Annotated in this window: 14 protein-coding genes, 2 tRNA genes and 3 pseudogenes; 14 read left to right on the forward strand and 5 right to left on the reverse strand. The window is 68.7% G+C overall.

Going from position 1 to position 22,230, the window contains the following annotated elements:
* Positions 1-40: 40 nt before the first annotated feature.
* Together grcA2 and pflA are read left to right on the forward strand one after the other, a co-directional pair.
* Positions 41-286 (forward strand): autonomous glycyl radical cofactor GrcA2, encoded by a 246-nt coding sequence (gene grcA2, locus D5R93_RS06095; RefSeq protein WP_119834977.1) that lies wholly within the window; start codon positions 41-43, stop codon positions 284-286.
* Between the two features lie 39 nt (positions 287-325).
* Positions 326-1,204, forward strand: coding sequence for a pyruvate formate-lyase-activating protein (gene pflA, locus D5R93_RS06100; protein ID WP_120204376.1), 879 nt, complete (start codon positions 326-328; stop codon positions 1,202-1,204).
* A 71-nt stretch (positions 1,205-1,275) separates the two neighbouring features.
* On the opposite strand, the gene D5R93_RS06105 is transcribed toward pflA, so the two are convergent.
* Complete coding sequence (locus tag D5R93_RS06105) at positions 1,276-2,610, reverse strand: HRDC domain-containing protein (RefSeq protein ID WP_243106988.1); 1,335 nt, start codon at positions 2,608-2,610, stop codon at positions 1,276-1,278.
* A 35-nt stretch (positions 2,611-2,645) separates the two neighbouring features.
* The gene (locus D5R93_RS06110) at positions 2,646-3,242 is read right to left on the reverse strand and encodes a DUF3000 domain-containing protein (protein ID WP_119834980.1); all 597 of its coding nucleotides are present in this window, start codon (positions 3,240-3,242) and stop codon (positions 2,646-2,648) included.
* Between the two features lie 204 nt (positions 3,243-3,446).
* On the opposite strand from D5R93_RS06110, the gene D5R93_RS06115 reads away from it, so the two are divergent.
* Positions 3,447-4,751 (forward strand): carboxylate--amine ligase, encoded by a 1,305-nt coding sequence (locus D5R93_RS06115; RefSeq protein ID WP_119834981.1) that lies wholly within the window; start codon positions 3,447-3,449, stop codon positions 4,749-4,751.
* A gap of 101 nt (positions 4,752-4,852) precedes the next feature.
* Positions 4,853-5,953 (forward strand): lipid II:glycine glycyltransferase FemX, encoded by a 1,101-nt coding sequence (locus D5R93_RS06120; RefSeq protein WP_120204382.1) that lies wholly within the window; start codon positions 4,853-4,855, stop codon positions 5,951-5,953.
* A gap of 8 nt (positions 5,954-5,961) precedes the next feature.
* On the opposite strand, the gene treZ is transcribed toward D5R93_RS06120, so the two are convergent.
* The 3 genes and pseudogenes from treZ to glgX form a co-directional block, all read right to left on the reverse strand.
* The gene (treZ, locus tag D5R93_RS06125) at positions 5,962-7,905 is read right to left on the reverse strand and encodes a malto-oligosyltrehalose trehalohydrolase (RefSeq protein WP_243106989.1); all 1,944 of its coding nucleotides are present in this window, start codon (positions 7,903-7,905) and stop codon (positions 5,962-5,964) included.
* A pseudogene (gene treY, locus D5R93_RS06130) lies at positions 7,902-10,449 on the reverse strand (malto-oligosyltrehalose synthase); the annotation flags it as partial. The pseudogene treY and the gene treZ, both read right to left, overlap by 4 nt.
* 167 nt (positions 10,450-10,616) lie before the next feature.
* Positions 10,617-12,877, reverse strand: a pseudogene (glgX, locus tag D5R93_RS06135) (glycogen debranching protein GlgX).
* A gap of 285 nt (positions 12,878-13,162) precedes the next feature.
* Here glgX and D5R93_RS06140 point away from each other — a divergent pair.
* The 10 genes and pseudogenes from D5R93_RS06140 (at position 13,163) to D5R93_RS06185 (ending at position 22,150) form a co-directional block, all read left to right on the forward strand.
* Positions 13,163-13,235, forward strand: a tRNA-Gly gene (locus D5R93_RS06140).
* 1 nt (position 13,236) lies between these two features.
* Positions 13,237-13,308 (forward strand) — tRNA-Val (locus tag D5R93_RS06145).
* Between the two features lie 164 nt (positions 13,309-13,472).
* Positions 13,473-14,153, forward strand: a complete 681-nt coding sequence (locus D5R93_RS06150; protein ID WP_120204387.1) for an SDR family NAD(P)-dependent oxidoreductase — start codon at positions 13,473-13,475, stop codon at positions 14,151-14,153.
* Positions 14,154-14,395: 242 nt separating this feature from the next.
* Positions 14,396-16,423 carry a threonine--tRNA ligase gene (thrS, locus tag D5R93_RS06155; protein ID WP_119834987.1) on the forward strand — a complete coding sequence of 676 codons (2,028 nt, stop codon included), beginning with the start codon at positions 14,396-14,398 and terminating at the stop codon, positions 16,421-16,423.
* Positions 16,389-17,026: pseudogene (locus tag D5R93_RS06160) on the forward strand (HIT family protein). Before thrS ends, D5R93_RS06160 begins: the two are co-directional and overlap by 35 nt.
* A gap of 34 nt (positions 17,027-17,060) precedes the next feature.
* Entirely contained in the window at positions 17,061-17,780 is a 720-nt protein-coding gene (gene pgsA, locus D5R93_RS06165; RefSeq protein ID WP_119834989.1) for a phosphatidylinositol phosphate synthase, read from the forward strand.
* Positions 17,777-18,862 carry a phosphatidylinositol mannoside acyltransferase gene (locus D5R93_RS06170; RefSeq protein WP_243106990.1) on the forward strand — a complete coding sequence of 362 codons (1,086 nt, stop codon included), beginning with the start codon at positions 17,777-17,779 and terminating at the stop codon, positions 18,860-18,862. The genes pgsA and D5R93_RS06170 overlap by 4 nt, the downstream gene beginning before the upstream one ends.
* Positions 18,859-20,040, forward strand: a complete 1,182-nt coding sequence (locus D5R93_RS06175) for a glycosyltransferase family 4 protein (RefSeq protein WP_119834990.1) — start codon at positions 18,859-18,861, stop codon at positions 20,038-20,040. The genes D5R93_RS06170 and D5R93_RS06175 overlap by 4 nt, the downstream gene beginning before the upstream one ends.
* Positions 20,041-20,042: 2 nt before the next feature.
* Entirely contained in the window at positions 20,043-20,876 is an 834-nt protein-coding gene (locus D5R93_RS06180) for a hypothetical protein (protein WP_243106991.1), read from the forward strand.
* The gene (locus D5R93_RS06185; RefSeq protein ID WP_120204389.1) at positions 20,873-22,150 is read left to right on the forward strand and encodes a PrsW family intramembrane metalloprotease; all 1,278 of its coding nucleotides are present in this window, start codon (positions 20,873-20,875) and stop codon (positions 22,148-22,150) included. The genes D5R93_RS06180 and D5R93_RS06185 overlap by 4 nt, the downstream gene beginning before the upstream one ends.
* Positions 22,151-22,230 lie beyond the last annotated feature (80 nt).

Here is a 22,230-nt window from a genome sequence, read left to right on the forward strand (position 1 = left end):
GCAGATATCTCAGACAACCCACCACCAGAAAGGACCAGTCATGGCTACCTACGAGGAGCGCCTCGCCTCCATGAAGGCGCAGCGGCAGGACAAGGGCGGCGTCAAGGGTCTCTACCACGCCAACATCAACGTCCTTGACCGCAACACCCTTGAGGACGCGATGGAGAACCCGGACAAGTACCCGAACCTCACGGTGCGTGTCTCCGGATACGCGGTCAACTTTGTCAAGCTCACCCGGGAACAGCAGCGTGACGTCCTGGAGCGGACCTTCCACTCTCAGGCCTGAGGCCCCAGGCCGTCGGCAGGCAGCGATACTGAGGTGACGGTGACCCAGTCCGCGACAGCTCTTCGCGACAGCGGCCGGGACCAGGACTTCCTGGCTCCGGCCGCGCGCCTGCGCGGAGCCGGGATCGGCGGGCTCGAGGAGCTCACGGATCTTGAGCGCTCTGAACGTCTGGCCAGGATGCGGTCCGGAGAGCTGGGGTCGATCCACTCCTGGGAGCTGGTGACCGCGGTTGACGGTCCCGGGACACGTATGACCATCTTCCTCAACGGCTGTCCCCTGCGCTGCCTGTACTGCCACAACCCTGACACCTTCCTCATGAAGGACGGTGAGCCGGTCGAGGCGGAGGAGCTTCTACGGCGGATGCGTCGCTACCGGCGCGTGTTCCGCGCCTCCCAGGGCGGTATCACCCTGTCTGGGGGAGAGGTGCTCATGCAGCCGGCCTTTGCGGCCAGGCTGCTGGCGGGAGCCAAGAGCATGGGAGTCCACACCTGTATCGACACTTCCGGCTTCCTCGGCGCCAACGCTACCGAGGAGATGCTGGAGGACATCGACTTGGTGCTTCTTGACGTCAAGAGCGGGGACGAGGAGACCTACAGGAAGGTGACTGGCCGGGCGCTGGCTCCTACGATCACCTTTGGTGACCGGCTCGCGGCCGCAGGCACCGAGGTGTGGGTGCGTTTCGTCCTGGTTCCCGGTCTGACTGATGAGCCGCGCAACGTGGAGAACGTCGCTCGTATCGTCGAGCGCTGGCGCTCGGTCGTGTCCCGCGTAGAGGTCCTGCCCTTCCACCAGATGGGCACGGACAAGTGGGACGCTCTCGGTCTCGACTACAAGCTGAAGGAGACCCGCCCGCCCGAGCCTGAGCTGGTGGAGTCGACCCGGGAGATCTTCCGCTCCCACGGCTTTACCGTCCACTAGGCCTCGACAGTCCCCACCCGCCGTGTACTCCCGCTCTACCTGCGGTCTCAACCTACCTGGCTGACCGGGACCTACCGGGAGAGAGACGTGGCGATCGCTGCCGCCGTCTGCTCCACCTGCCAGGGACGTGCTCCTGCGGCCTCCAGACGCTGGCAGACCTCTGCGGTGCTGATCTGGCGCCGCAGGTGGTCGTGGCGCTCCTCGCCGATATCCCAGGCGATCCGGCGCTGGGCTTCGGGAGCCAGTAGCAGTTCCTGGGGGACGCGTACAGCGGTGGAACGTGCGTGCAGTGCCTGGCGTACCTGCTCCAGGGCGGTTGCTGCCTCCGGGTGGTGGCGCCGCCAGGAGCGGGGGCGCGGCAGCTCGCCGGGGCCCAGCGGGGCGCGTGTGGGGGGAAGGTCGGCGTCAGGCAGCGTCAGCGCCCGCTCAATTGCCCGCCACCAGCGTTCCTGGTGCTGGCGTGCCTGGCGGGAGGAGAACTCCCTGAGCGAACCCATCTTGCGCCGCGAGGTAGGGCGGTAGACGGCGGCAGCCACAAGGGCCTGGTGGGGGAGCACCTTGGAGGGGCTGAGGTCCAGCTCGGCGGCTAGTTCCTCGCGAGCAGTCCACAGCTCTCGCAGGACCGCTAGTGACCGGGGGGAGCGGGAGGCCTTTCCGGCGTGCGGGACCCTGCGCCACGGGTCGGGCCTGGTCTGTCTGGGTGCCCGGGTGCGCAGGTGCTCGAACTCCTGCGCGGCCCACTGCGCCTTCCCGGCACGTTCTAGCTCCTCACCCAGCGCCTGGTGCAGGTCTAGGAGGTGCTCGACGTCCAGGGCGGCGTAGACCAGCCAGGACGGTGGCAGGGGGCGTATGGACCAGTCAGCAGCCGCGTGGTCCTTGGACAGGCGCAGCCCCAGGGTGTCCTCGATGAGCGGGCCCAGCCCGACCCGGTCACGTCCCAGGAGGCGGGCTGCCAGCTCGGTATCGAAGAGGCCGGGTGGGTACAGGCCCAGCGCGTGCAGGCACGGCAGGTCCTGGTCAGCAGCGTGCAGCACCCAGTTCGGCTGGCTCATGGCCTGTGCCAGTGTAGTGAGGCTCCCGGCGCTCAGCGGGTCAACGAGCACGGTTCCCACGCCGTCGCGACGCAGCTGGATGAGGTAGGCGTCCTGGCCGTAGCGGAATCCGGAGGCGCGCTCGGCATCGACGGCCACCGGTCCTGTCCCGGTGGTGGCCAGGGCGTGAGCGGCTGCCGCCAAGGCGGCAGGGGAGTCCGTGACGGCAGGAAGGCCGTCACGTGGGCGCGGGTAGGCGACGACGTGCTCGGGCGGGACCGGGTGGTCAGTGGTTCCGGGAACCACGGCAGGTCGGGGGGCGGCTACGGCCCCTTCCTGGCGAGGTACGGCCGCAGGCACAGGTGGACAAGGCACGAGAACACATGCTACAGCTCCTGCCAGAACTGGTCCTACCGGGGAGTCCCGGCCAGGCTCAGGGGCCTGACCCGGGCTGGCTCGTGCCCGGAGGCCACGAGGATCAGCTCGTACCAGGCCGTGAGGTGGGGGCCCAGGTCGGGGGTGTTGGGGGACCAGGAGGCGCGTATCTCAGCGTGCCCGCAGGCGTCACTGAGATCGAGTCCTCCGAAGGTCTCCGACAGGACCCTGGTGACCGTCCCGACAAGGGCGTGGTAGCCGGCCCTGGCGTCAGCGAGGGAGTCGGTGAGCCAGGACCACGCGGCTGAGCTGAGCAGGGGATCCGCGTGGAGCTCCTCGTCAAGGCGCGCCCTCACCATGGCGACCATGCGGAAGTCCGAGTGCCAGGCACGCTGCCCGGAGGGATCGTAGAGGATGACGAAGCGGCCTGAGCCAACCGGCACCTCGTTGACGGTCTGGACGGTCTCTGCCGTCAGGGCGGCAGTGAATGGCGCCATGCGCCCAGGCCCGGGGACCTCCTCCAGCACCAGCCCCCGGGGGCGGGGCGTGTCGCGGACAGAAAGGAGCGCCTCCTCGAAGCGAGGGGGGAAGGAGCCTGCCCGCCCCTGCCGCGTCCTACCACTGCCAGTCACGGCTCTCACGCTAGCGGCGCTGCGCCGGTCTGCGGTGGTGCCACGCCGCGCGACGGGCGCGGCACGCGGGGCCGCAGTGGTGTCCAACTCAATAGGCTGCCTGGGGTGGGCACACCGGTGCTGAGGGGCTATATCCTGGTCCACTAGTCGGGTGCCGGTTACGGGCCTGGCGTGCTTAGCTGTCACAGACCCCAGGAGGCGCGAGTGCCTGGCCACGACCCCAGCCCAGCAGGAACCACGCAGCCTCGGGGCAGTGTCCCGACGGTACCGGTACCCGAGTTGGTGCCCGTCCTTCTCGGCGGTGATATCGGGGTCTACGCCCTGGCACGCTGCTTCCACGAGGCCTACCGGGTGGTCTCGGTGTGCATCGCTCCCCGGCCGACGCAGGTCCTGACTCGATCGCGTATCGTGCGCACGGTCGCGCTGGGAGAGCACAGTGAGCCGGGAGACTACGTGGAGGCCGCCCTTGACGTGGCCAGGCGCACACCGGGTGCCAGGCGGGTGCTCCTGGCCAACACGGACTGGCACATCCGCGTCATCAACGACCACAGGCAGGTGCTTGCCGAGCACTTTGAGATCCCGGTTGCTAGCGCCCCCGTCGCTGCCCGTGTCTCAGACAAGGCTGTCTTTGCTCAGGTGTGCGCAGAGCTAGGGGTGCCCACCCCCGCCACTGTGGTCCAAGACTTCACAGATGCTGGTGCCCAGGACTGGAAGCCGGCCGACACCGCTGCCCTCGGTTACCCGCAGATCGCCAAGCCCGCGTCCTCCGCGGAGTACAACGACCTGCGCATGGAGGACAAGAAGAAGGTCTTCGTGGTCGCTGACGCCCAGGAGGCTGACTCCCTGTGGCAGCGTCTGCGCTGCGCAGGGTTCCGCGGCCACTTCCTGGCCCAGGAGCTCATCGGCGGGGACGACACCTCGATGCGCTCCCTGACCGCCTACGTCGACTCGTGGGGACGTGCCGTGCTTACCGGGTCGGCCAGGGTCCTGCTGGAGGACCACGCCCCGACGATGCTGGGCAACCCGGTGTCCATGATTACCGAGCCCTTCACCGAGATGATGGAGCAGGCCGTCAGGCTGCTGGAGCACGTCGGCTACAGGGGCTTCGCCAATTTCGACATTAAGGTGGACCCCCGTGACGGGCGAGCGCTTTTCCTGGAGGTCAACCCGCGCATCGGGCGCAACTGCTACTACATGGCTGCTGCGGGCCACAATCCGGTGACCTTCGCCGTGCGCGACCTGGTCCTGGGACGTGAGGTAGAGCCTGCGCGAGTTGACCAGGAGGTGCTCTACTCGCTGCTTCCCCACCGGCTGCTCAGACGGTACCTGCGCGAGGAGTCCCTGCGCAGCCGGGTCAACGCCTTGGTGAGCAGCGGTCGCAGTGCCAATCCGCTGCGCTACCACCGGGACCGCTCCCTCAGACGTAACCTCGTGGTCAGCGCCCAGGAGCTCAACCAGTACCGGAAGTTTGCCCGCTACTACCCGCAGGCCACCGATACCGCCTTCTAGACCTTGTCAGACCCTGCCCTTGTGGCATCTTGCTCTTCCACACCTTGTCACCCACGACCTGCTTTGCCCACAGACACGGCATGACCGAGAAAGACGCACCGATGAGTAGCAGTACCGACAACAAGCCCGCCCAGGTCCCCGCAGCGGCCATGCGCGAGGTCGACTGGCAGACCTTCGCAAGGATCGCGGCTGATGCGGAGGTGACGCTGCCTGTCGAGCAGACGGTGGTCTGGGACTCCTTCGACACCGCTATGGAGGGGCGCCAGCCCTGGGGGCGTGTGGTGTACCAGGGGGCAGACGGCCGGGACCGCGCCCTGGTGTCACTGACGCGGATGACGGTCCGGGGCTTCCCCTACCTGTGGGCGCGTCACGCCCCGGTGTGGCTGGGGGAGGAGCCGACTCCCCAGGAGGAGGCCGAGCTGCGGCGCCTGCTGGTCGCGGGAGTGCGCCACCGCGACCCTCGGGTCGTCTTTGTCCGTCTCCACGCCGCTGTCCAGGGACCGGACTGCCACGAGCTGCTTCAGACCATGACCTACGACCGCACCGTCGTCCTTGACCTGGACCGCCAGGACGACGAGGCCGTCCTGGCGTCCTTCAAGTCCCGGGGACGACGCGATGTGCGCAAGGCGCTGCGCCACGAGGAGCTGACCTTCCACGACGAGACCGACAGGGCGCAGGAGGTGTTCTCTGAGCTCTACGAGATTCTCACCGAGACTGGGGAGCGCGACGGCTTCCGGCCGGCGCCGGAGTCCGTGTACCGCACGATGCTGCGCACCCTGGGACCCGATCACGCTCGTCTGTACGTGGCACGTCGGCAGGGCCAGGAGGCGCTGGTGTGGTCCCTGGTCACCGTCTACGGGGACGGCGCCCTGCGCTACTATGCCGGCTCCTCCGCCCAGGGGCGGCGGCTGCGGGCGGCGGACGCCCTGGTCTACAAGGAGGCCTGCTGGCTGCGCGCCCAGGGGGTGCGGACCTACGACCTCATGGGCGTGGACTCCCCGCGTGTGCCTGAGCTCGCCGGGGTCCGGGAGTTCAAGAACAAGTTCGTCACTGACGGTCCGGTTGACGTGCCAGGTGCGTGGGACGTACCGGTGTATCCCCGAGTCTACGCGGGGCTCGTCCGTGCCCTGGGCCTTAAGCGGACACTCACCACCAGGCTGCGTGAGCGCAGGTCCCGCAGCTCTGCAGACGCCTCTTCCTGAGGCGGCTGTCAGCGCCGGGCTACCACGGTCTGCCCGGGTACCAGGACACGAGGTTGGCCGTGGTGCTGCCAGGCATCTTGCTGCTGCACCTGTGGGCGTGAGTCGGTGCCGGGTGGCTGCCAGCTCAGCAGCACTCTGCCCGCGGGTACGTGCTGGTCCCGGTCGGACAGGTTGGCCGCCACCACGACGTCCTTGTAGGCCACCGTGATGACCCCCTGCTTGTCGTGGACCTGGGGCCAGGACCGGCGGGAGGACCACTCTAGCCTGCGGCGCAGCGCGATGAGGTCCTGGTACCAGCGCAGCATCCGGGCGTGTTCCGGATGGTTGCGCTGCGTCCAGTCCAGCCGTGAGGCCAGGAAGGTGGCCGGGTCCTGGGGGTCAGGAACGTCCTGGGCGTCCCATCCGAACCCAGTGAACTCCTCGATCCGCCCCTGTGAGACGCTGCTGGCCAGCTGTGGGTCGTCGTGGTCAGTGAAGAAGCGGAAGGGCGTGCGGGTCCCCCACTCTTCTCCCATGAACAGCATCGGCGTGTAGGGGCTGAGGAGCAGCAGCGCCGCCTGTGCCGCCAGCACCTCGTCGGGAAGCGACTGGGAGGGGCGGTCTCCCAGGGCGCGGTTGCCGACCTGGTCGTGGTTGGAGGTGAAGACCACGAAACGCCTCGGATCGGTCCCCTCAGGTACGGGCGCGCCCCAGGTCCGACCCCGGAAGGAGGACCAGGTCCCGTCGTGGAGGAAGGCGCCCTGGTAGGCCTTGACCCAGGCCCCGGGCTCAGCGAAGTCGGCGTAGTACCCCTGTGACTCCCCGGTCAGGCGAGCGTGCAGCGCGTGGTGGACGTCGTCAGCCCACTGGGCGGTCATCCCCAGGCTGGGATGCTGGGCGGGAGGGTTCTGCAAGGTCGGGGTGATGACACCGACGTCGTTGAGGTCGGACTCTGCGACCAGGCTCAGGGGCCGCCCTAGCCGGGCACTCAGGGCCTGGACGGCCTGCGACATCTGGGCCAGGACGTGCGGCCCGGGACCGCCGCCGTGGGAGGAGGTGTCCTTGATCTCGTGGATCGCGTCCAGCCGCAGGGCGTCGACGTGGAAGTCGCGCAGCCAACGCAGGGCTGCGTCGATGACGTAGGCGCGGACCTGCTCGCAGCCGTCCTGGTCGAAGTTGACCGCCTCCCCCCAGGGCGTGTGGTGGGCCTGGGTGAAGTAGGGGCCGAAGACGCTGAGGTAGTTCCCGCTGGGGCCCAGGTGGTTGTAGACCACGTCCAGGCACACGCCGATGCCGACGGCGTGTGCAGCGTCGACGAACCGTGCCAGGGCGTAGGGGCCGCCGTAGGCCTCGTGGACCGCCCACAAGGAGACCCCGTCGTAGCCCCACCCCGCCTGGCCCGGGAAGGGAGCCAGCGGCATCAGCTCGACCACGTCCACGCCCAGGGCAGCCAGGTCGCTCAGGCGCTCGGCCGCGCAGTCCAGGGTGCCGCCGGGGGTGAAGGTGCCCACGTGCAGCTCGTAGATCACCGAGCCCAGGACGTCTCGCCCCTGCCAGCTGGTGTCTGTCCACACCTCCTGCCCCCAGGTTCCGGGCAGCACGAGCCGGGAGGGGCCGTGCACGCCCTTCGGCTGGAATGCGCTGCGGGGGTCGGGCCGGTCCGGTGAGCCGTCTACCCGGAAGGCGTAGTCGGTCCCCTCCTCCAGGTCCACCGGGGACAGCCACCAGCCGTCGTGGGCGCGCTCCATCCCGATGAGCCTGTCGCTGGCGGGCAGGTGCAGCTCGACCGCACTGGCGGACGGCGCCCACACCGGGACGCGGGGACCCGGAGGAGGAGCGGGTGAGTACCAGGGCGAAGGCCAGGAGCCCTCGGGCGAGGTTTCTGCGGGCAGGGTCCCGGAGCCGGGACGGAGGGCCTCCTCAGGGGTGCTGTCAGGGGTTGTGGGGTACTGGTGGCCGCTCATACGTCTCATACGTCCGTCTCCTGGGACGTGATCGCCTGGACGGCCCTGGGGACACGGGCCAGGACGACGACCGGAGCCTCCCCGACGACATCGGCCAGCCGTTGGAACCCGCCCTGGGTACGGGCCTCGGACACGACGTCCTGCCAGGTCCCCTCGGGCAGGACGACGCTCTCCTCGCGCCAGCCGCCCAGCTGCTCCAGGCGGTAGCTCAGCCGCCGCGCGATGACGACGACGTCCGGCTCCTCGTCCAGGAGGCGGGCGTAGGCGAAGGCGAAGGAGGTGGTGACCGGGATCGCCCGGTACCCCGAGCGGGGGCCGACAAAGGTCTCCGGGCGCTGGGCACGTAGGCGCAGAATCCTGGCGGTCAGAGCCAGCTTCTCCTCGTCCAGGCCCCGGGGACTCTGCCCGGCGTCCAGGCGCTCCAGGACCGCCTCCAAACCGGAGGCGCCCGTGTAGCTCACCACCCGGCGGTTGTCCGGGTCCACCAGGGAGGTGCGGGTCACCTCACTGCCCTGGTAGACGTCGGCCACGCCCAGCCAGGTCAGAGTCAGGGCCTTGTTCGCCAGGACGCAGGCCCGTACCGCCCGGGCGGTCAGAGAGGCGAAGGCCTCCATCTGGCGGGTCACCTCCTCGTCGCTGAGCAGGTGGGCGGCGTAGTCGGTCAGTGCCTGCTCGCGCTCCAAGTCCGGGGCGGTCCAGCTGGTCCACGTCTTCTGCTCCCGGGCGGCCTTGACCAGGTAGCGCCCCAGGCGGTCGGCATCCATCGGGTCTGCGGAGCCGGGAGCCCAGGTGCCCCACAGCGTCTGCCACAGCAGGTTCTCGCTGCGTCCGTCCAGGTCCACTGGCCTGACCCGCTGGGTGGCGGCACGCAGGCGGTGGACCAGGTCCGTCCACTCCTCGGCGTAGGAGGCCAGGACGTCCAGGCGGGCACGGACGTCCTCGCCGCGCTTGGTGTCATGGGTGGTAGAGGTAACCATGGTGTCCGGCCAGGTGGCCTGGACCCGGTCGGCCCAGGCGTGTGCCTCGTCCGCACTGAGAGCGAAGCCTCCCGGGTTGCCGCCCACCTCGGTGAGGCTGGTCAGGTGGGTCCACCGGTAGAAGGCGGTGTCCTCCACTCCCTTGGCGGTTACGGCACCGCACACTTGCTGGAAGCGGATGACGGCCTCAGCCCGTTGCGCGGAGGAGGACAGCCCCTCAGAGCCCACCGGCTCGCCCAGGAGGAGGGCGACCACCAGGTCCAGGGTTTCACTCTGGTCCGCCTCCAGGCGGGCGCGGGCGACCTCGGCGTCACGGTGCACGACGGCAACGGTCTCCGGCGTGGGTGGTGTCCCGGGAACCACGTAGGCCCGGTACTGCTCGGCGGCGACCAGCAGCTCGATGACGCAGGCCCGCAGGTCCTTGAAGGTGTGGTCTCTCAGGCGCACGTCGCGGGAGGTCAGGTCATCCAGGATCCGTGCCAGGCGGTCCACCTCGGAGGCCAGGGAGCCGGCGATGATCTCCCGCTTGGCCTCCTCGGTCACCCGGCCCAGGTCCACCGGCGCGTCCCCCGTCAGCTCCTGCATGAGGGCGCCCAGGCGGGCCGCGCCGGAGGGGTCTACCTGCAGCTGGTCGATCCGCCAGGCCGCGTCATAGCCTGTGGTCCCAGCCACGGACCAGGAGGTGGGAAGGGACTCGTCGGGAGCCAGGATCTTCTCTGCGGCGATCCAGGCTGCGCCGCTGGCAGCAGACAGCCGTGACAGGTAGCCTCCGGGGTCGGCCAGGCCGTCGGGGTGGTCTACCCTCAGGCCGTTGACAACCCCTGAGCCCACCAGCTCCAGCACCAGGGCGTGGGACCCGGAGAAGACCTCAGGGTCCTCCACGCGGATCGCCGCCAGGGTGCCGACGTCGAAGAAGCGACGGTAGTTGATCTCCTCGTCGCCGACCTTCCAATAGGCCAGCCGGTAGTGCTGGCGCTCGACCAGGACGTGCATGGGCAGGGACTCCGTGCCCGCAGCAACCGGGAAGGCGTGGTCGAAGTAGCGCAGCACGTGCTGGGGGCCCAGGTGCTCCTGGCCGGGGACGACCATGGTCTCCAGGACGAGCTCCTCGTCGGCCAGGACCTCCCCGATGCGCCTGCCCAGGACCGGCATGAGGATCGGCTCGTCCACGGAGACGTCGAACCAGGCGGCGTAGGGGGAGTCCGCCCCCTCACGCAGCACGGACCACAGCGGCTGGTTGTGCCAGGCCGGGGTGGGCACGGCCATGTGGTTGGGCACGATGTCGACCACCAGGCCCATGCCTGCGTCGTGGGCGGTGCGGGCCAGGGACTCCAGGCCTGCACGCCCTCCCAGCACCTCGCTGACCCGCTGGTGGTCGATGACGTCGTAGCCGTGCGTGGAGCCGGGGCGGCGGCGAGCACAGGTGAGAGGTACAGGTCCGTGACACCGAGGCGGGAGAGGTAGGGCACCAGGTTCTCCGCGTCGGCGAAGGTAAGGTCCTCGCTCAGCTGGAGACGGTAGGTAGTCACCGGGGTGCGCCGCCCTGGCCCGGGACGTGGCCGGACCAGGGGGCGTAGCCGCCGCTGGCCTGGGTGGGTGGGTGGGTGGTCCCGGGGAGGGTCTCACCAGTGCCCGGGCCCGTCGAGTGACCGCTGGGTCCTAAGGCCTGGAGCGGTGCAGCCGGGACGTGCCCCGGCTGGTCGTGCTGCGGTGTCGTGGGTGATGTCGTGGGTGACGTGGCTGTCATGACCGCCTCCTCACCGCCTCGGTCGTTACCGCCTTGCCTGCCGCTGTCTCCGTCGGTGCTGTCTCGCTGGGTGCAGTCGGTTCAGACGTCCCAGACGCTGCTGCGGCTGTCTCGTGCGAGGCCGGTGAGTCGGCGCTGACGAGGAACAGCATGGAGCGGGCCTCCACGGTCACCGACTCGCTCGCTGACAGCACCGGGTCGGAGTCACCGTCCACCGCGGGGGCGGTGTCCAGTGCCACGGTCCAGGCGGGTGAGTAGTCGGGGCCGGGCAGGGTGAAGTCGATGTCCTCGGCCGAGGCGTTGATAAGGACCAGGAAGGAGTCGTCGACGACCCGCTGCCCCAGGGCGTCGGGTTCGGCGATGGCCTCTCCGTTGAGAAAGACCATCATGGAGCGCGCGTACCAGGTGGTCCAGTCCTGCTCGGTCATGGACTGGCCCGACGGCGCCAGCCACTCGATCTCTCCCAGCTCGGACTCGCCGCCGTGGCTGGCGTCGCCGGTGAAGAAGCGTCTGCGGCGCAGAACCGGGTGGTCCCGGCGTAGCCACATCATGGTCCTGGTGAACTCCAGCAGCTCCTGGCCGCGCTCGTCCAGATCCCAGCTGACCCAGGAGGTCTCGTTGTCCTGGCAGTAGACGTTGTTGTTCCCCCCCTGGGTGCGGCCCATCTCGTCGCCGTGGCAGATCATGGGGACCCCCTGGCTGAACAGGATCGTGGCCAGGAAGTTGCGAGTCTGGCGGCTGCGCAGCTCATTGACCTCGGGGTCGTCGGTGGGTCCCTCCACGCCGCAGTTCCACGAGCGGTTGTCGGAGTCGCCGTCGGCCCCGCCCTCGCCGTTAGCCTCGTTGTGCTTCTCGTTGTAGGACACCAGGTCGTGCATCGTGAACCCGTCGTGGGCGGTGACGAAGTTGATGCTGGACACGGGTGTGCGCCCGGAGTGCTGGTAGAGGTCGGAGGATCCGGTGATCCGGGAGGCGAACTCTCCCAGGGTCGAGGGCTCACCCCGCCAGAAGTCACGTACCGTGTCACGGTACTTGCCGTTCCACTCGCTCCACAGGGTGGGGAAGCCGCCCACGTTGTAGCCGCCGTCCCCCACGTCCCAGGGCTCGGCGATGAGCTTGACCTGGGAGATCACCGGGTCCTGGTGGATGATGTCGAAGAAGGCGCTGAGCTTGTCCACCTCGTGGAACTGGCGGGCCAGCGTGGAGGCCAGGTCGAAGCGGAAGCCGTCCACATGCATCTCGGTGACCCAGTAGCGCAGGGAGTCCATGATGAGCTGCAGCACGGCGGGGGAGCGCATGAGCAAGGAGTTTCCCGTGCCTGTGGTGTCGAAGTAGTGGGCCTGGTCACCGTCGACCAGTCGGTAGTAGGAGGCGTTGTCGATGCCCCGGAAGGAGAGGGTGGGGCCCATGTGGTTCCCCTCGGCGGTGTGGTTGTAGACCACGTCGAGGATGACCTCGATGTCGGCCTCGTGGAGGGCCTTGACCATCGACTTGAACTCCTGGACCTGCTCACCCTGGGTCCCGTAGGCGGCGTAGGTGCTGTGCGGGGCGAAGAAGCCGATGGTGTTGTAGCCCCAGTAGTTGGACAGGCCCTTGTCCTGCAGGTAGGCGTCGTTGACGAACTGGTGGACCGGCATCAGCTCGATGGCGGTCACCCCCAGGTCCTTGAGGTGCCTGATGACGGCTGGCTGTGTCAGGCCCGCGTAGGTGCCTCGCAGCTCCTCGGGAACCTCAGGATGCAGCTGGGTGAGCCCCTTGACGTGGGCCTCGTAGATGATGGTCTCGTGGTACTCGTGGGCCGGGGGACGGTCGTGCCCCAGTCAAAGTAGGGGTTGACCACGACCGAGCGCATCGTGTGCGCCGCCGAGTCCTGGGTGTTACGCACCTCAGGATCGGTGAAGTCGTAGGAGTACAGCGTGGGGGAGGGCTCGACCTGGCCGGTCATTGCCTTGGCGTAGGGGTCCAGGAGGAGCTTGGAGGGGTCGCAGCGGTGGCCTGCCTCCGGGCTGTAGGGGCCGTGGACCCTGTAGCCGTACTGCTGGCCCGGGCTGACTCCCGGCAGGTAGGCGTGCCAGACGTCTCCGTCCACCTCGGTGAGGGAGACGGCGGTCTCCCGCCCCTCCTCGTCGAACAGGCACAGCTCCACGGCGGTCGCCGCGGAGGAGAACAGGGAGAAGTTGGTGCCTGCTCCGTCGTACGTGGCTCCCAGGGGGTAGGGCTGTCCCGGCCAGATCTGCTGAGTCTGAAGAGTCGGCATGGGTCCAACCCTGCCACGCCCGGTGCCCTGAGTGGAGGACGTTAGGCGATGGGATGCCACCTGTCGCTGCCAGGGTGCCTGCGCGCAGCCCGGGTCGGCGTTGCTGCTGTCGGGGCGACAAGGTCGAAAGGGTGGGGCGAAAGCGTGGTCGGAGGTCTCCGCCCCGGAGGCGCTGTACAGCAAGGTCGACACCACATGGGTGTCACTTGGCGTTGCGGGGCGAGGTTGGTAGAGTTCCGGCTGTCTCCCCGGGGCGGCATCAGACGGCTCTTGGAAGGCGCCACTGCGGATGTGGCTCAGTTGGTAGAGCATCACCTTGCCAAGGTGAGGGTCGCGGGTTCGAGTCCCGTCATCCGCTCGGGCGATTGGCGCAGCGGTAGCGCGCTTCCCTGACACGGAAGAGGTCACTGGTTCGAACCCAGTATCGCCCACTGGTCGCCTGTGCTGGCGGCGACATAACCTGCACGCACTGGATTTCACCCCAGTAGTTCCTTGGGCCAGGAGGTCACGTCACCGGTCGGAGGGCTGAGGTGCGTGGCGGTGCCTACGAAACCCTCAGCAGAGGCTGAGGCCTGGCTTCGGGACGAGGTTTGTCATGAGGACTGCACTGGTCACTGGCGGCAACAGAGGAATTGGCAGGGAAGTCTGCCGGGCGCTGTCGGCGTTGGGGTACCACGTCTATCTTGGCAGCAGGGATGTCGTGGTCGGCCGACGTGTGGCCAGGGCGATCCAGTCGGAAGGCGACATTGAGTGTGTCAGGCTGGACGTCACCTCCGGTGAGGACGTGAGCGCTCTTTCTGAGCACGTGGGCGAGAACCTGGATGTTCTCGTGAACAATGCGGGCATCTACAATGCGCTCCCCTTCCGGAGGCTTTCCGTGGACGACGTCAGGCAGTCGTGCGAGACTAATATGCTGGGGCCGTTCTCTCTCATATCAGAGTTTCTCCCCAAGATGAACCGCCGCGGCCAGGGGCGGATCATCAATGTTTCCTCGGGCTATGGAACGTTCTCTGACAGGATCAGTGGACCCGCCGCGTACGGTATATCGAAGGCGGCGCTGAACGCCCTGACGGTCGTGGCGTCGCAGGAGGCGGAGGGAAACGTCGAGGTAAACGCTGTCTGCCCCGGGTGGGTGCGCACCGACATGGGAGGGGACGGCGCTCCGCGGGACGTCTCTGAGGGGGCGGACACGATCGTCTGGCTCGCGACCCGGCCCGCTGACGGAGGACGGATCAACGGTCAGCTGCTACGGGACAGGAAGGTAGTTCAGTGGTGAGGTTCCACCGGTGAGGCTACGACGTCCTCGCGCGGGTAGTTGCGCGGGTACTTGTCCTTGCAGACGCGAGCCCTCGGGTCGTCAGACCTTCTGGCCTGGCACGCGGGAGCTGTTGGTGACCAGTCTCCCCGCGTCGTCCTGGTGGTAGCACGGTAGCCTGGTGACCGGCGGGGTGTGAGTAGACTGCCCGCCCAGACGGGTGCACCGGTACAGCGCCCCATGACCCATGAGGAGACGACCCCGTGCCATCTCAGCCCACGCCCCACGTCATCGTTGACGGCGTCGAGCGCGCCATCGGTGCCGCAGCCACCGGCGCCACCGTGTTCGAGGAGGAGGTCAGGACCGGGCAGGTGGTCGCCGTACGCGTTGACGGCGAGCCCTGGGACCTGGAGCGGGAGCTACCTGAGGCCGCGGTCGTTGAGCCGATTACCCTTGACTCTGAGGACGGGCTGAACATCCTGCGCCATTCCGCCACCCACGTCATGGCCCAGGCCGTCCAGGAGATCTTCCCCGACGTCAACCTCGGCGTCGGTCCCTTCATCACTGACGGCTTCTACTACGACTTCGGCGGCATCGAGGCAGTGACGCCCGAGCTGCTCCGCGAGGTCGAGAAGCGTATGAAGCGCATCGTCAAGGAGGGGCAGCGCTTCGTGCGCCGCGAGATCACCGAGGCCCAGGGGCGGGCCGAGCTGGCCGACCAGCCCTACAAGCTCGAGCTCATCACCACCAAGGGGGCCGGTGCGGAAGGAGCCTCCGTGGAGGTCGGCTCCGGGGGGCTGACCATGTACGACAACGTCCGTCGTGACGGCACCGTGGCCTGGACGGACCTGTGCCGCGGCCCTCACCTTCCCTCCACCCGGCTCATCGGCCAGGGCTTCGCCCTCACCAAGTTCTCCTCGGCCTACTGGAAGGGGGACCAGTCCGGCGACTCCCTGCAGCGCATCTACGGTACTGCCTGGCCCTCCAAGGACGAGCTCAAGGCTTACCAGCACCGCCTGGCCGAGGCTGCCAGACGTGACCACCGCAGGCTGGGCGCCGAGCTCGACCTGTTCTCCTTTCCCGAGGAGCTGGGAGCGGGCCTGCCGGTCTTCCACCCCAAGGGAGGCGTGCTCAAGCGGGTCATGGAGGACTACGTCCGTGAGGCCCACATCCGCAGCGGCTTCCTCTACGTAGGCACCCCCCACATCTCCAGGGAGGAGCTGTTCCACGTCTCGGGGCACCTTCCCTACTACGCCGACGGCATGTTTCCCCCGATGGACGACGACGGGCAGGCCTACTACCTCAAGGCCATGAACTGCCCGATGCACAACCTCATCTTCGGTTCCCGGGGACGCTCCTACCGCGAGCTGCCCCTACGCCTGTTCGAGTTCGGCACCGTCTACCGCAACGAGAAGTCCGGTGTCCTCCAAGGCCTGACCAGGGTGCGCTCCATCACCCAGGACGACTCCCACTCCTACTGCACCCCCGAGCAGGCCCCCGACGAGGTCCGCCACCTGCTGACCTTCGTCCTGACCCTCCTGAAGGACTTCGGCCTGGACGACTTCTACCTAGAGGTCTCCACCCGGGACGAGGACGGGAGGAAGAAGGACAAGTTCATCGGCACTGACGAGCAGTGGGCCTCCGCCACCGAGATCCTGACCACGATCGCCGCCGAGTGCGCCCGGGACAACGACCTGCTGGTGGTTGACGACCCGGGTGGCGCCGCCTTCTACGGCCCCAAGATCTCGGTGCAGGCCAAGGACGCCATCGGGCGGACCTGGCAGATGTCAACCATCCAGTACGACTTCAACCAGCCCCACCGCTTCGGCCTGGCCTATACCGCACCGGACGGGACCCACCGTGAGCCCGTCATGATCCACTCCGCCAAGTTCGGGGCCATTGAGCGCTTCATCGGGGTCCTCACCGAGCACTACGCCGGGGCCTTCCCGGCGTGGCTCGCCCCGGTGCAGGTGCGTCTGGTCCCCGTCGCGGAGGCCTTTAACGACTATGTTGACTCCGTGGCTGCCAGGCTGCGTGAGCACGGGGTCCGGGTGGAGGTGGACGCCTCCGACGACCGCTTCGGCAAGAAGATCCGTAACGCCTCCAAGGAGAAGGTGCCTTTCACGCTGATCGCCGGAGGGGAGGACGCGCAGGCAGGGGCCGTGTCCTTCCGGTTCCGAGACGGCGGGCAGACCAACGGTGTGCCCGTGGACCAGGCCGTGGCGCACATCGTGTCCGTGATCACTGACCGGGTCAATGACCCGGCAGGGGAGAGGCTGCCCCGTGAGTGACGCAGAGCCGGAGGAGCACACCGGGTCCGGGTGCCACGAGCACGCTGCAGCGCACGGCGGTCGCGCTGCTGAGCCGCCCCTCTACCACGAGGGGGCGCCGTCAGCCTTCCAGCGGCTGTGGACCCCCCACCGGATGGTCTATATCGGGGGCCAGGACAAGCCTGCTGACGACTCGGCCTCCCAGTGCCCGTTCTGTGCCGGCCCGGAGCGGGAGGACGAGGAGGCCCTTATCGTCCACCGCGGGCGGCTCGCCTACGTCCTCATGAACCTCTACCCCTACAACACCGGCCACCTCCTGGTGTGCCCTTACCGGCATGTCTCGGACTGGACTCAGGCCAGCGCCCAGGAGCGTGTCGAGATCGGTGAGCTGACAGCCCGGGCCATGGAGGTCGTGCGCCACGTCTCCCACCCGCACGGCTTCAACCTGGGGATGAACCAGGGGACGTAGCGGGAGCCGGGATTGCCGCCCACCTCCACCAGCACATCGTCCCGCGCTGGAAGGGTGACGCCAACTTCATGCCGATCATTGGCCGTACCAAGCCGGTGCCCCAGCTCCTGGGCGACCAGCGTGACATGCTTGCTGCTGCCTGGGAGGCGGCGTGAGGCGCACGGGCACAGGGGAGGTGCTGAAGTAGCGATGCTGGGTAACCACGGACGCGGCCTGACCAGGGCACTGTTCACCCGGCCTGCCCTGGCTATGGCCAGAGCAGGCGTGACACCCAACGTGCTGACCGTGGCCGGGACCGTGCTGTCGGTGTCCGCAGCGGTGCTCCTGCTGCCTCAGGGCCACTTCGTAGCCGGGCCGCTGGTGCTGGCTCTGGTGCTCGTGGCCGACTCCTTTGACGGAATCCTGGCCCGTGCCACGGGACGCACCTCCGTCTTCGGCGCCTTCCTGGACTCCACGATGGACCGCCTTGCCGACGGCGCGGTCTTCGCCTCCCTTGCCGCCTGGGCGGCGCTGCGTATGGAGGCTGGGGCACTGCGTACTGTGACGCTCGTGGCTGCCCTGTCCTCAGTGGTCCTCGCCGGGGTCGTGCCCTACGCCCGGGCCAGGGCCGAGGCGGTGGGCGTTCAGGCCTCCGTCGGCGTGGCAGAGCGCACCGACCGCCTGGTGGTGGCTCTGCTGGCTACCCTTGCGGTGGGCCTGGGTGCCCCGTTGTGGGTGCTGACCCTCGGCCTGTCCTACGTGTGCCTCGCCTCCCTGGTGACCGTGCTCCAGCGGGTCCGTGCCGTAGCGGTCCAGACCGCCCCCACCCCCTCCTCAGCCGAGCCAGGCCTGGACGGCAGCCCTGCCCCCGGGACGCCTGGTCCTGTTCCGGGGACCGCAGGGACAGCGGCGGACGGGAGGCCCTCGTGAAGCGGGTCCGGGTGAGACAGGTCGGTGCCGAGGACCTCTACCGGCTGGCCTGGAAGGCTGTGCCCCACCTGCCGGGCAGCATCGGCTACGCCCTCTTCCACGTCGGTGCCGACCTGGCCTGGGCACTGCACCGGGTACGTGGCGGGCGCGGAGGTGTGGGCCAGCTGGAGAGGAACCTGGCCCGGCTACTGGACCAGCCTGTTGGTTCCCGCCAGGTCTCGCGCCTCTCGCGCCAGGCCATGCGCTCCTACATGCGCTACTTCTACGAGGCCTTCGCCCTGCCCTCCGTGGGTGCCAGCCAGCTCGCGGCCCGGGTGCGGTTCGAGGGGGCGTCCCAGGTCCTAGAGGACCTGGGACGCGGCAACGTCGTCGTGGCTCTGCCTCACACCGGGAACTGGGACCTGGCTGCGGCCTGGGCCTGCCGTGAGCTGGCACCGGTGCTGACGGTGGCGGAGAGGCTGGAGCCTGAGGATCTCTTTGAGCAGTTCACGCGCTTCCGCGAGCAGCTGGGGCTGCGCATCATCGGCCAGGGTCGTGGTGAGAAGGTGTTTGACCGACTCCTGGAGGCCGCAGGGCAGGATCGGTACGTGATCGCCCTCCTGGCTGACCGGGACCTGTCGTCCTCGGGGGTCAGGGCTGAGCTGTGCGGTTACCCGGTCTACGTTGCCGCCGGACCGGCGGCCCTGGCTCACCGGCTGAGCCTGCCGTTGTACACGGCGGTCATCTACTACGAGAGGCTGTCAGGACGGCGGCGGCGTCAGGCAGGCTCGCCGTGGGGGCTGGTCCTGAGCGTACGCAAGGTCGAGGTCCCCGTCGTAGAGACGGGGCACGACCAGGTAGCAGAGCACACGCGAGCCTGGGTACGGGCCGTTGAGCCCCTGCTGGTGGACCACCTGGTGGACTGGCACATGCTTCAGCCCGTCTTTGAGGAGGACCTCGATCCCGAGCGCCTGGCCCGGGGCCGCTCCCGCGGTGCGGGACACGGGGAAGGGGCCTCGGCCAGCCAGGGCAGTGGCGAGCAGGACGGCGGCGGCAGCGAAGGTAGCGGGCGTGCTGCTGTCTTGGGTGAGGGGAGATCATGAGGATCGGCATCGTGTGCCCGTACTCCTTTGACGCCCATGGTGGGGTGCAGGTCCACGTGACAGATCTGGCGCAGGAGCTGTCCAGGCGGGGGCACGACGTGTCCGTGCTGGCTCCGGCGAGCGAGGGCACCGATCTCCCTAAGTGGGTGACCAGCGCCGGTGACGCCCTTGCCATCCCCTACAACGGCTCCGTCGCCCGGCTCAACTTCGGCGCGGCTGTCGCCCGACGGGCCAGGCGGTGGCTGGCGGCCGGGGACTTCGATGTCCTTCACGTCCACGAGCCCATTACCCCCTCGGTGGGCATGCTGGCGTTACAGGCCGCCACTGGCCCGGTGGTGGGAACCTTCCACGCGGCCATGGACCGCTCCCTGGCCCGAGAACTGGTCTCACCTGTCGCCGTACCGCTGCTGGAGAAGCTCTCAGCGCGCATCGCCGTCTCCGAGGAGGCCCGCAGAACCCTCGTCCAGCACCACGGCGGAGACGCCGTCGTCATCCCTAACGGGGTCAGCATCGCCCCCTTCGCCACCGCCCCCCGGGACGACCCGCGCTTCCGCGGGACGCCCCAGTCTCCTACGATTGCCTTCCTGGGACGCCTGGACGAGCCCCGAAAGGGCCTGACCGTGCTCGCCGCCGCGGTACCTGCGGTCCTGGAGGCCTTTCCGGGTGCGCGCTTCCTGGTGGCTGGACGGGGACAGGCCCAGGAGGTGCGTGACAGCCTAGCCCGATACGGGGATGCAGTGCGCTTCCTGGGAGGCGTCACCGAGGAGGACAAGGCTTCCCTGCTAGCCTCGGCGTCGTGCTACGTGGCGCCGCAGACGGGGGGAGAGTCCTTCGGAATCGTCCTGGTGGAGGCGATGGCGGCGGGGACGTCGGTGGTCGCCTCTGACATCACCGCCTTCTCCGACGTCCTGGGTGCGGGGCGCTACGGCACCCTGTTCCCCCGTGGGGACCCGCAGGGCCTGGCCCACGCCGTTATCACCACTCTGCGTGACACCGAGGCGGCTGCTGCCCGTCGCGAGGCGGCGGCGGCCGTTGTCACACGCTATGACTGGCAGACGGTCACCGACGCCGTGCTCGACGTCTACGATATGGCCCTGTCCGCGGCTCACACGCGGGTGAGCCTGGAGCCGGGATCGCGTACCATGCTGGCGCGGCTACGCGGTAAGAGAGGGGACTGAGCATGCCCTCATCCGCCTGCCTCTGTGTCTGCTACGTGCTGTACGACCTGCCGACAAACCTTTCTCCCGCCTGGGTCGGGGCGGACGCGGTGACGTCTCCCGGGCAGGTGGGACTGCTGGGCCGGGGCGGGTGGAGCGGACTGCTGCTCGTCGTGGTCCTGGTTCTGCTCCTCCTTCTGGTCCTCGGGTGGGCGCTGTACGCCCGCGCCGTGCGCGTGGACCGCCTGCACCGTCAGGTCCTCGGAGCCCGGGCTACCCTGGAGGCCCAGATCCTGCATCGGGCCGAGGCTGCTGCGGACCTGGCCTCCACCGGTGTCCTCGACCCTGCCTCCTGCATGCTGCTGGCCCAGGCCGCTCGGGACGCCCTGGACGCGGAGGGACCGATCGTCAACGACGGCCTCGACCCCGTTCCCCGGCTGGACTCCGCCTACGGTCATGCAGGGGCAGGTGCTCACGGACCGCAGCCGACCAGGAGCCGCTCTCGCTCCCAGCTCGAGTCAGACCTCAGCCGAGTGATACGTACTGTCGTCGACATGCAGGCTCGTGAGGACCTGGACGGCAGCCAGAGGGGCTCACAGGCGCTGGCACGGCTTGACCGTGCCTGCTATCGCATGGTCCTGTCCCGCCGGTTCCACAACACCCACGTGAGGCAGGCGCGCGCCCTGCGGGAGCGGCCTGTCGTGCGTGTTCTGCACCTGGCTGGGCACGCACCCATGCCGCAGACCTTCGAGGCTGATGACGAGACAGCACCGGTGGGGCACGTCGGCCTGGAGCCTGAGCAACCGCGATCGCAACCAGGAGAGCAACCACGACCGTTGCAGGGGGAGGGGTCATGACGCTGCCTCCCCCGAGCCGGTCCTGGGCTCCCCGCAGCGGCTACCGGCGCCCTGGTGCGGACCTTCCGAGCCTGTCAGGGAGCCCGGCCGCACCGGTGGGGGGCGTGCACGCAGGTGCCGGGCAGGGTGCTGGCGTGAGGCTCCCCGGGTGGGGGCGGGTGCCCGGCCCGGCCAACGGTGCCACAGCACCCAGCCTTCAGGACGCCGCACGATGGCGCGAGGTGCTCTACTATGTCCTGGCCTTCCTGGGAGCAGCCGGACTGGCAGGGATGCTGTGGCTGGTCTCCGGGTCCGCCTCAAGTGTCCCCGACCTGGCCCTGGTAGTGCTCCTGGCGACGGTCCCCCTACTCGTCGTGCTGGCCGTGGTCTTCTGGATCGACCGGTGGGAGCCCGAGCCCGTCAGGATGCTGCTGGTGGCCTTCCTGTGGGGTGCCGGAGTCTCGACGGCGGTCTCGCTGCTGGTCAACTCCACCTTTGCGGCGGTGGTGGCCGACGCCACCGGGGACCTCCAGGAGGCCGAGGGCCTCGCTGCCGTCGTGTCCGCCCCGATTGTGGAGGAGACGGTCAAGGGGCTCGGAGTGCTCGTCATCTTCCTGGCGTGGCGGCGTACCTTCAGCGGCGCTGTGGACGGGCTGGTCTACGCTGCCGTGGTGGCAGCGGGCTTCGCCTTTGCCGAGAACATCCTCTACTTTGTCACCAACCGGGAGAACCTCCTCCTGGTCTTCATGATACGTGGCCTCTTCTCCCCCTTCGCCCACGTGACCTTCACGGCGTGCACGGGAGTCGCGATCGGCCTCTCCGCCCGGAGACGGTCGAGGCTGGCGTGGGTGTGGTGGACCCCGGTGGGCCTGGTGGCCGCAGTCGTCCTCCACGCGTTCTGGAACGGTGTCGTCACTGTCGCACCCCGGTACTACCTTCTTGTCGAGGTTCCCTTCTTCCTGGCCTGCATCGGTATGGTGGTGTGGCTGCGCTGGGCGGAGCGCATGACGATGAGGCGTCGGCTGGACGACTACGGGCGCGCGGGCTGGTTCTCCCCGCAGGAGGTCATGATGCTGACCACGGGGCCGGGGCGCTCGGCGGGTCGCCGGTGGGCACGCACGCGAGGGCCTGCCGCAGCCACCGCGATGAGCCGCTTTCAGAAGGGGGCGGCCGAGCTGGCCCAGCTGCGTCAGCAGGCGGTGGACGGGCACGCCGGCTACGACTTCGCTGACAAGGAGCGCGAGCTCCTTGCCCGGATCACCTCCAGTCGTCAGGTCTTCCTCGGTGCCGCGTGAGTGGTGTGTGAGTTGTGTGAGTACTGTGTGAGCAGGCCAGGTCGGCTGCGGGCCAGGACCGGGGCCGGGGGCATCCGGGA

The organism is Actinomyces lilanjuaniae, assembly GCF_003606385.1.
In the GTDB taxonomy this organism is placed as follows: domain Bacteria; phylum Actinomycetota; class Actinomycetes; order Actinomycetales; family Actinomycetaceae; genus Actinomyces; species Actinomyces lilanjuaniae.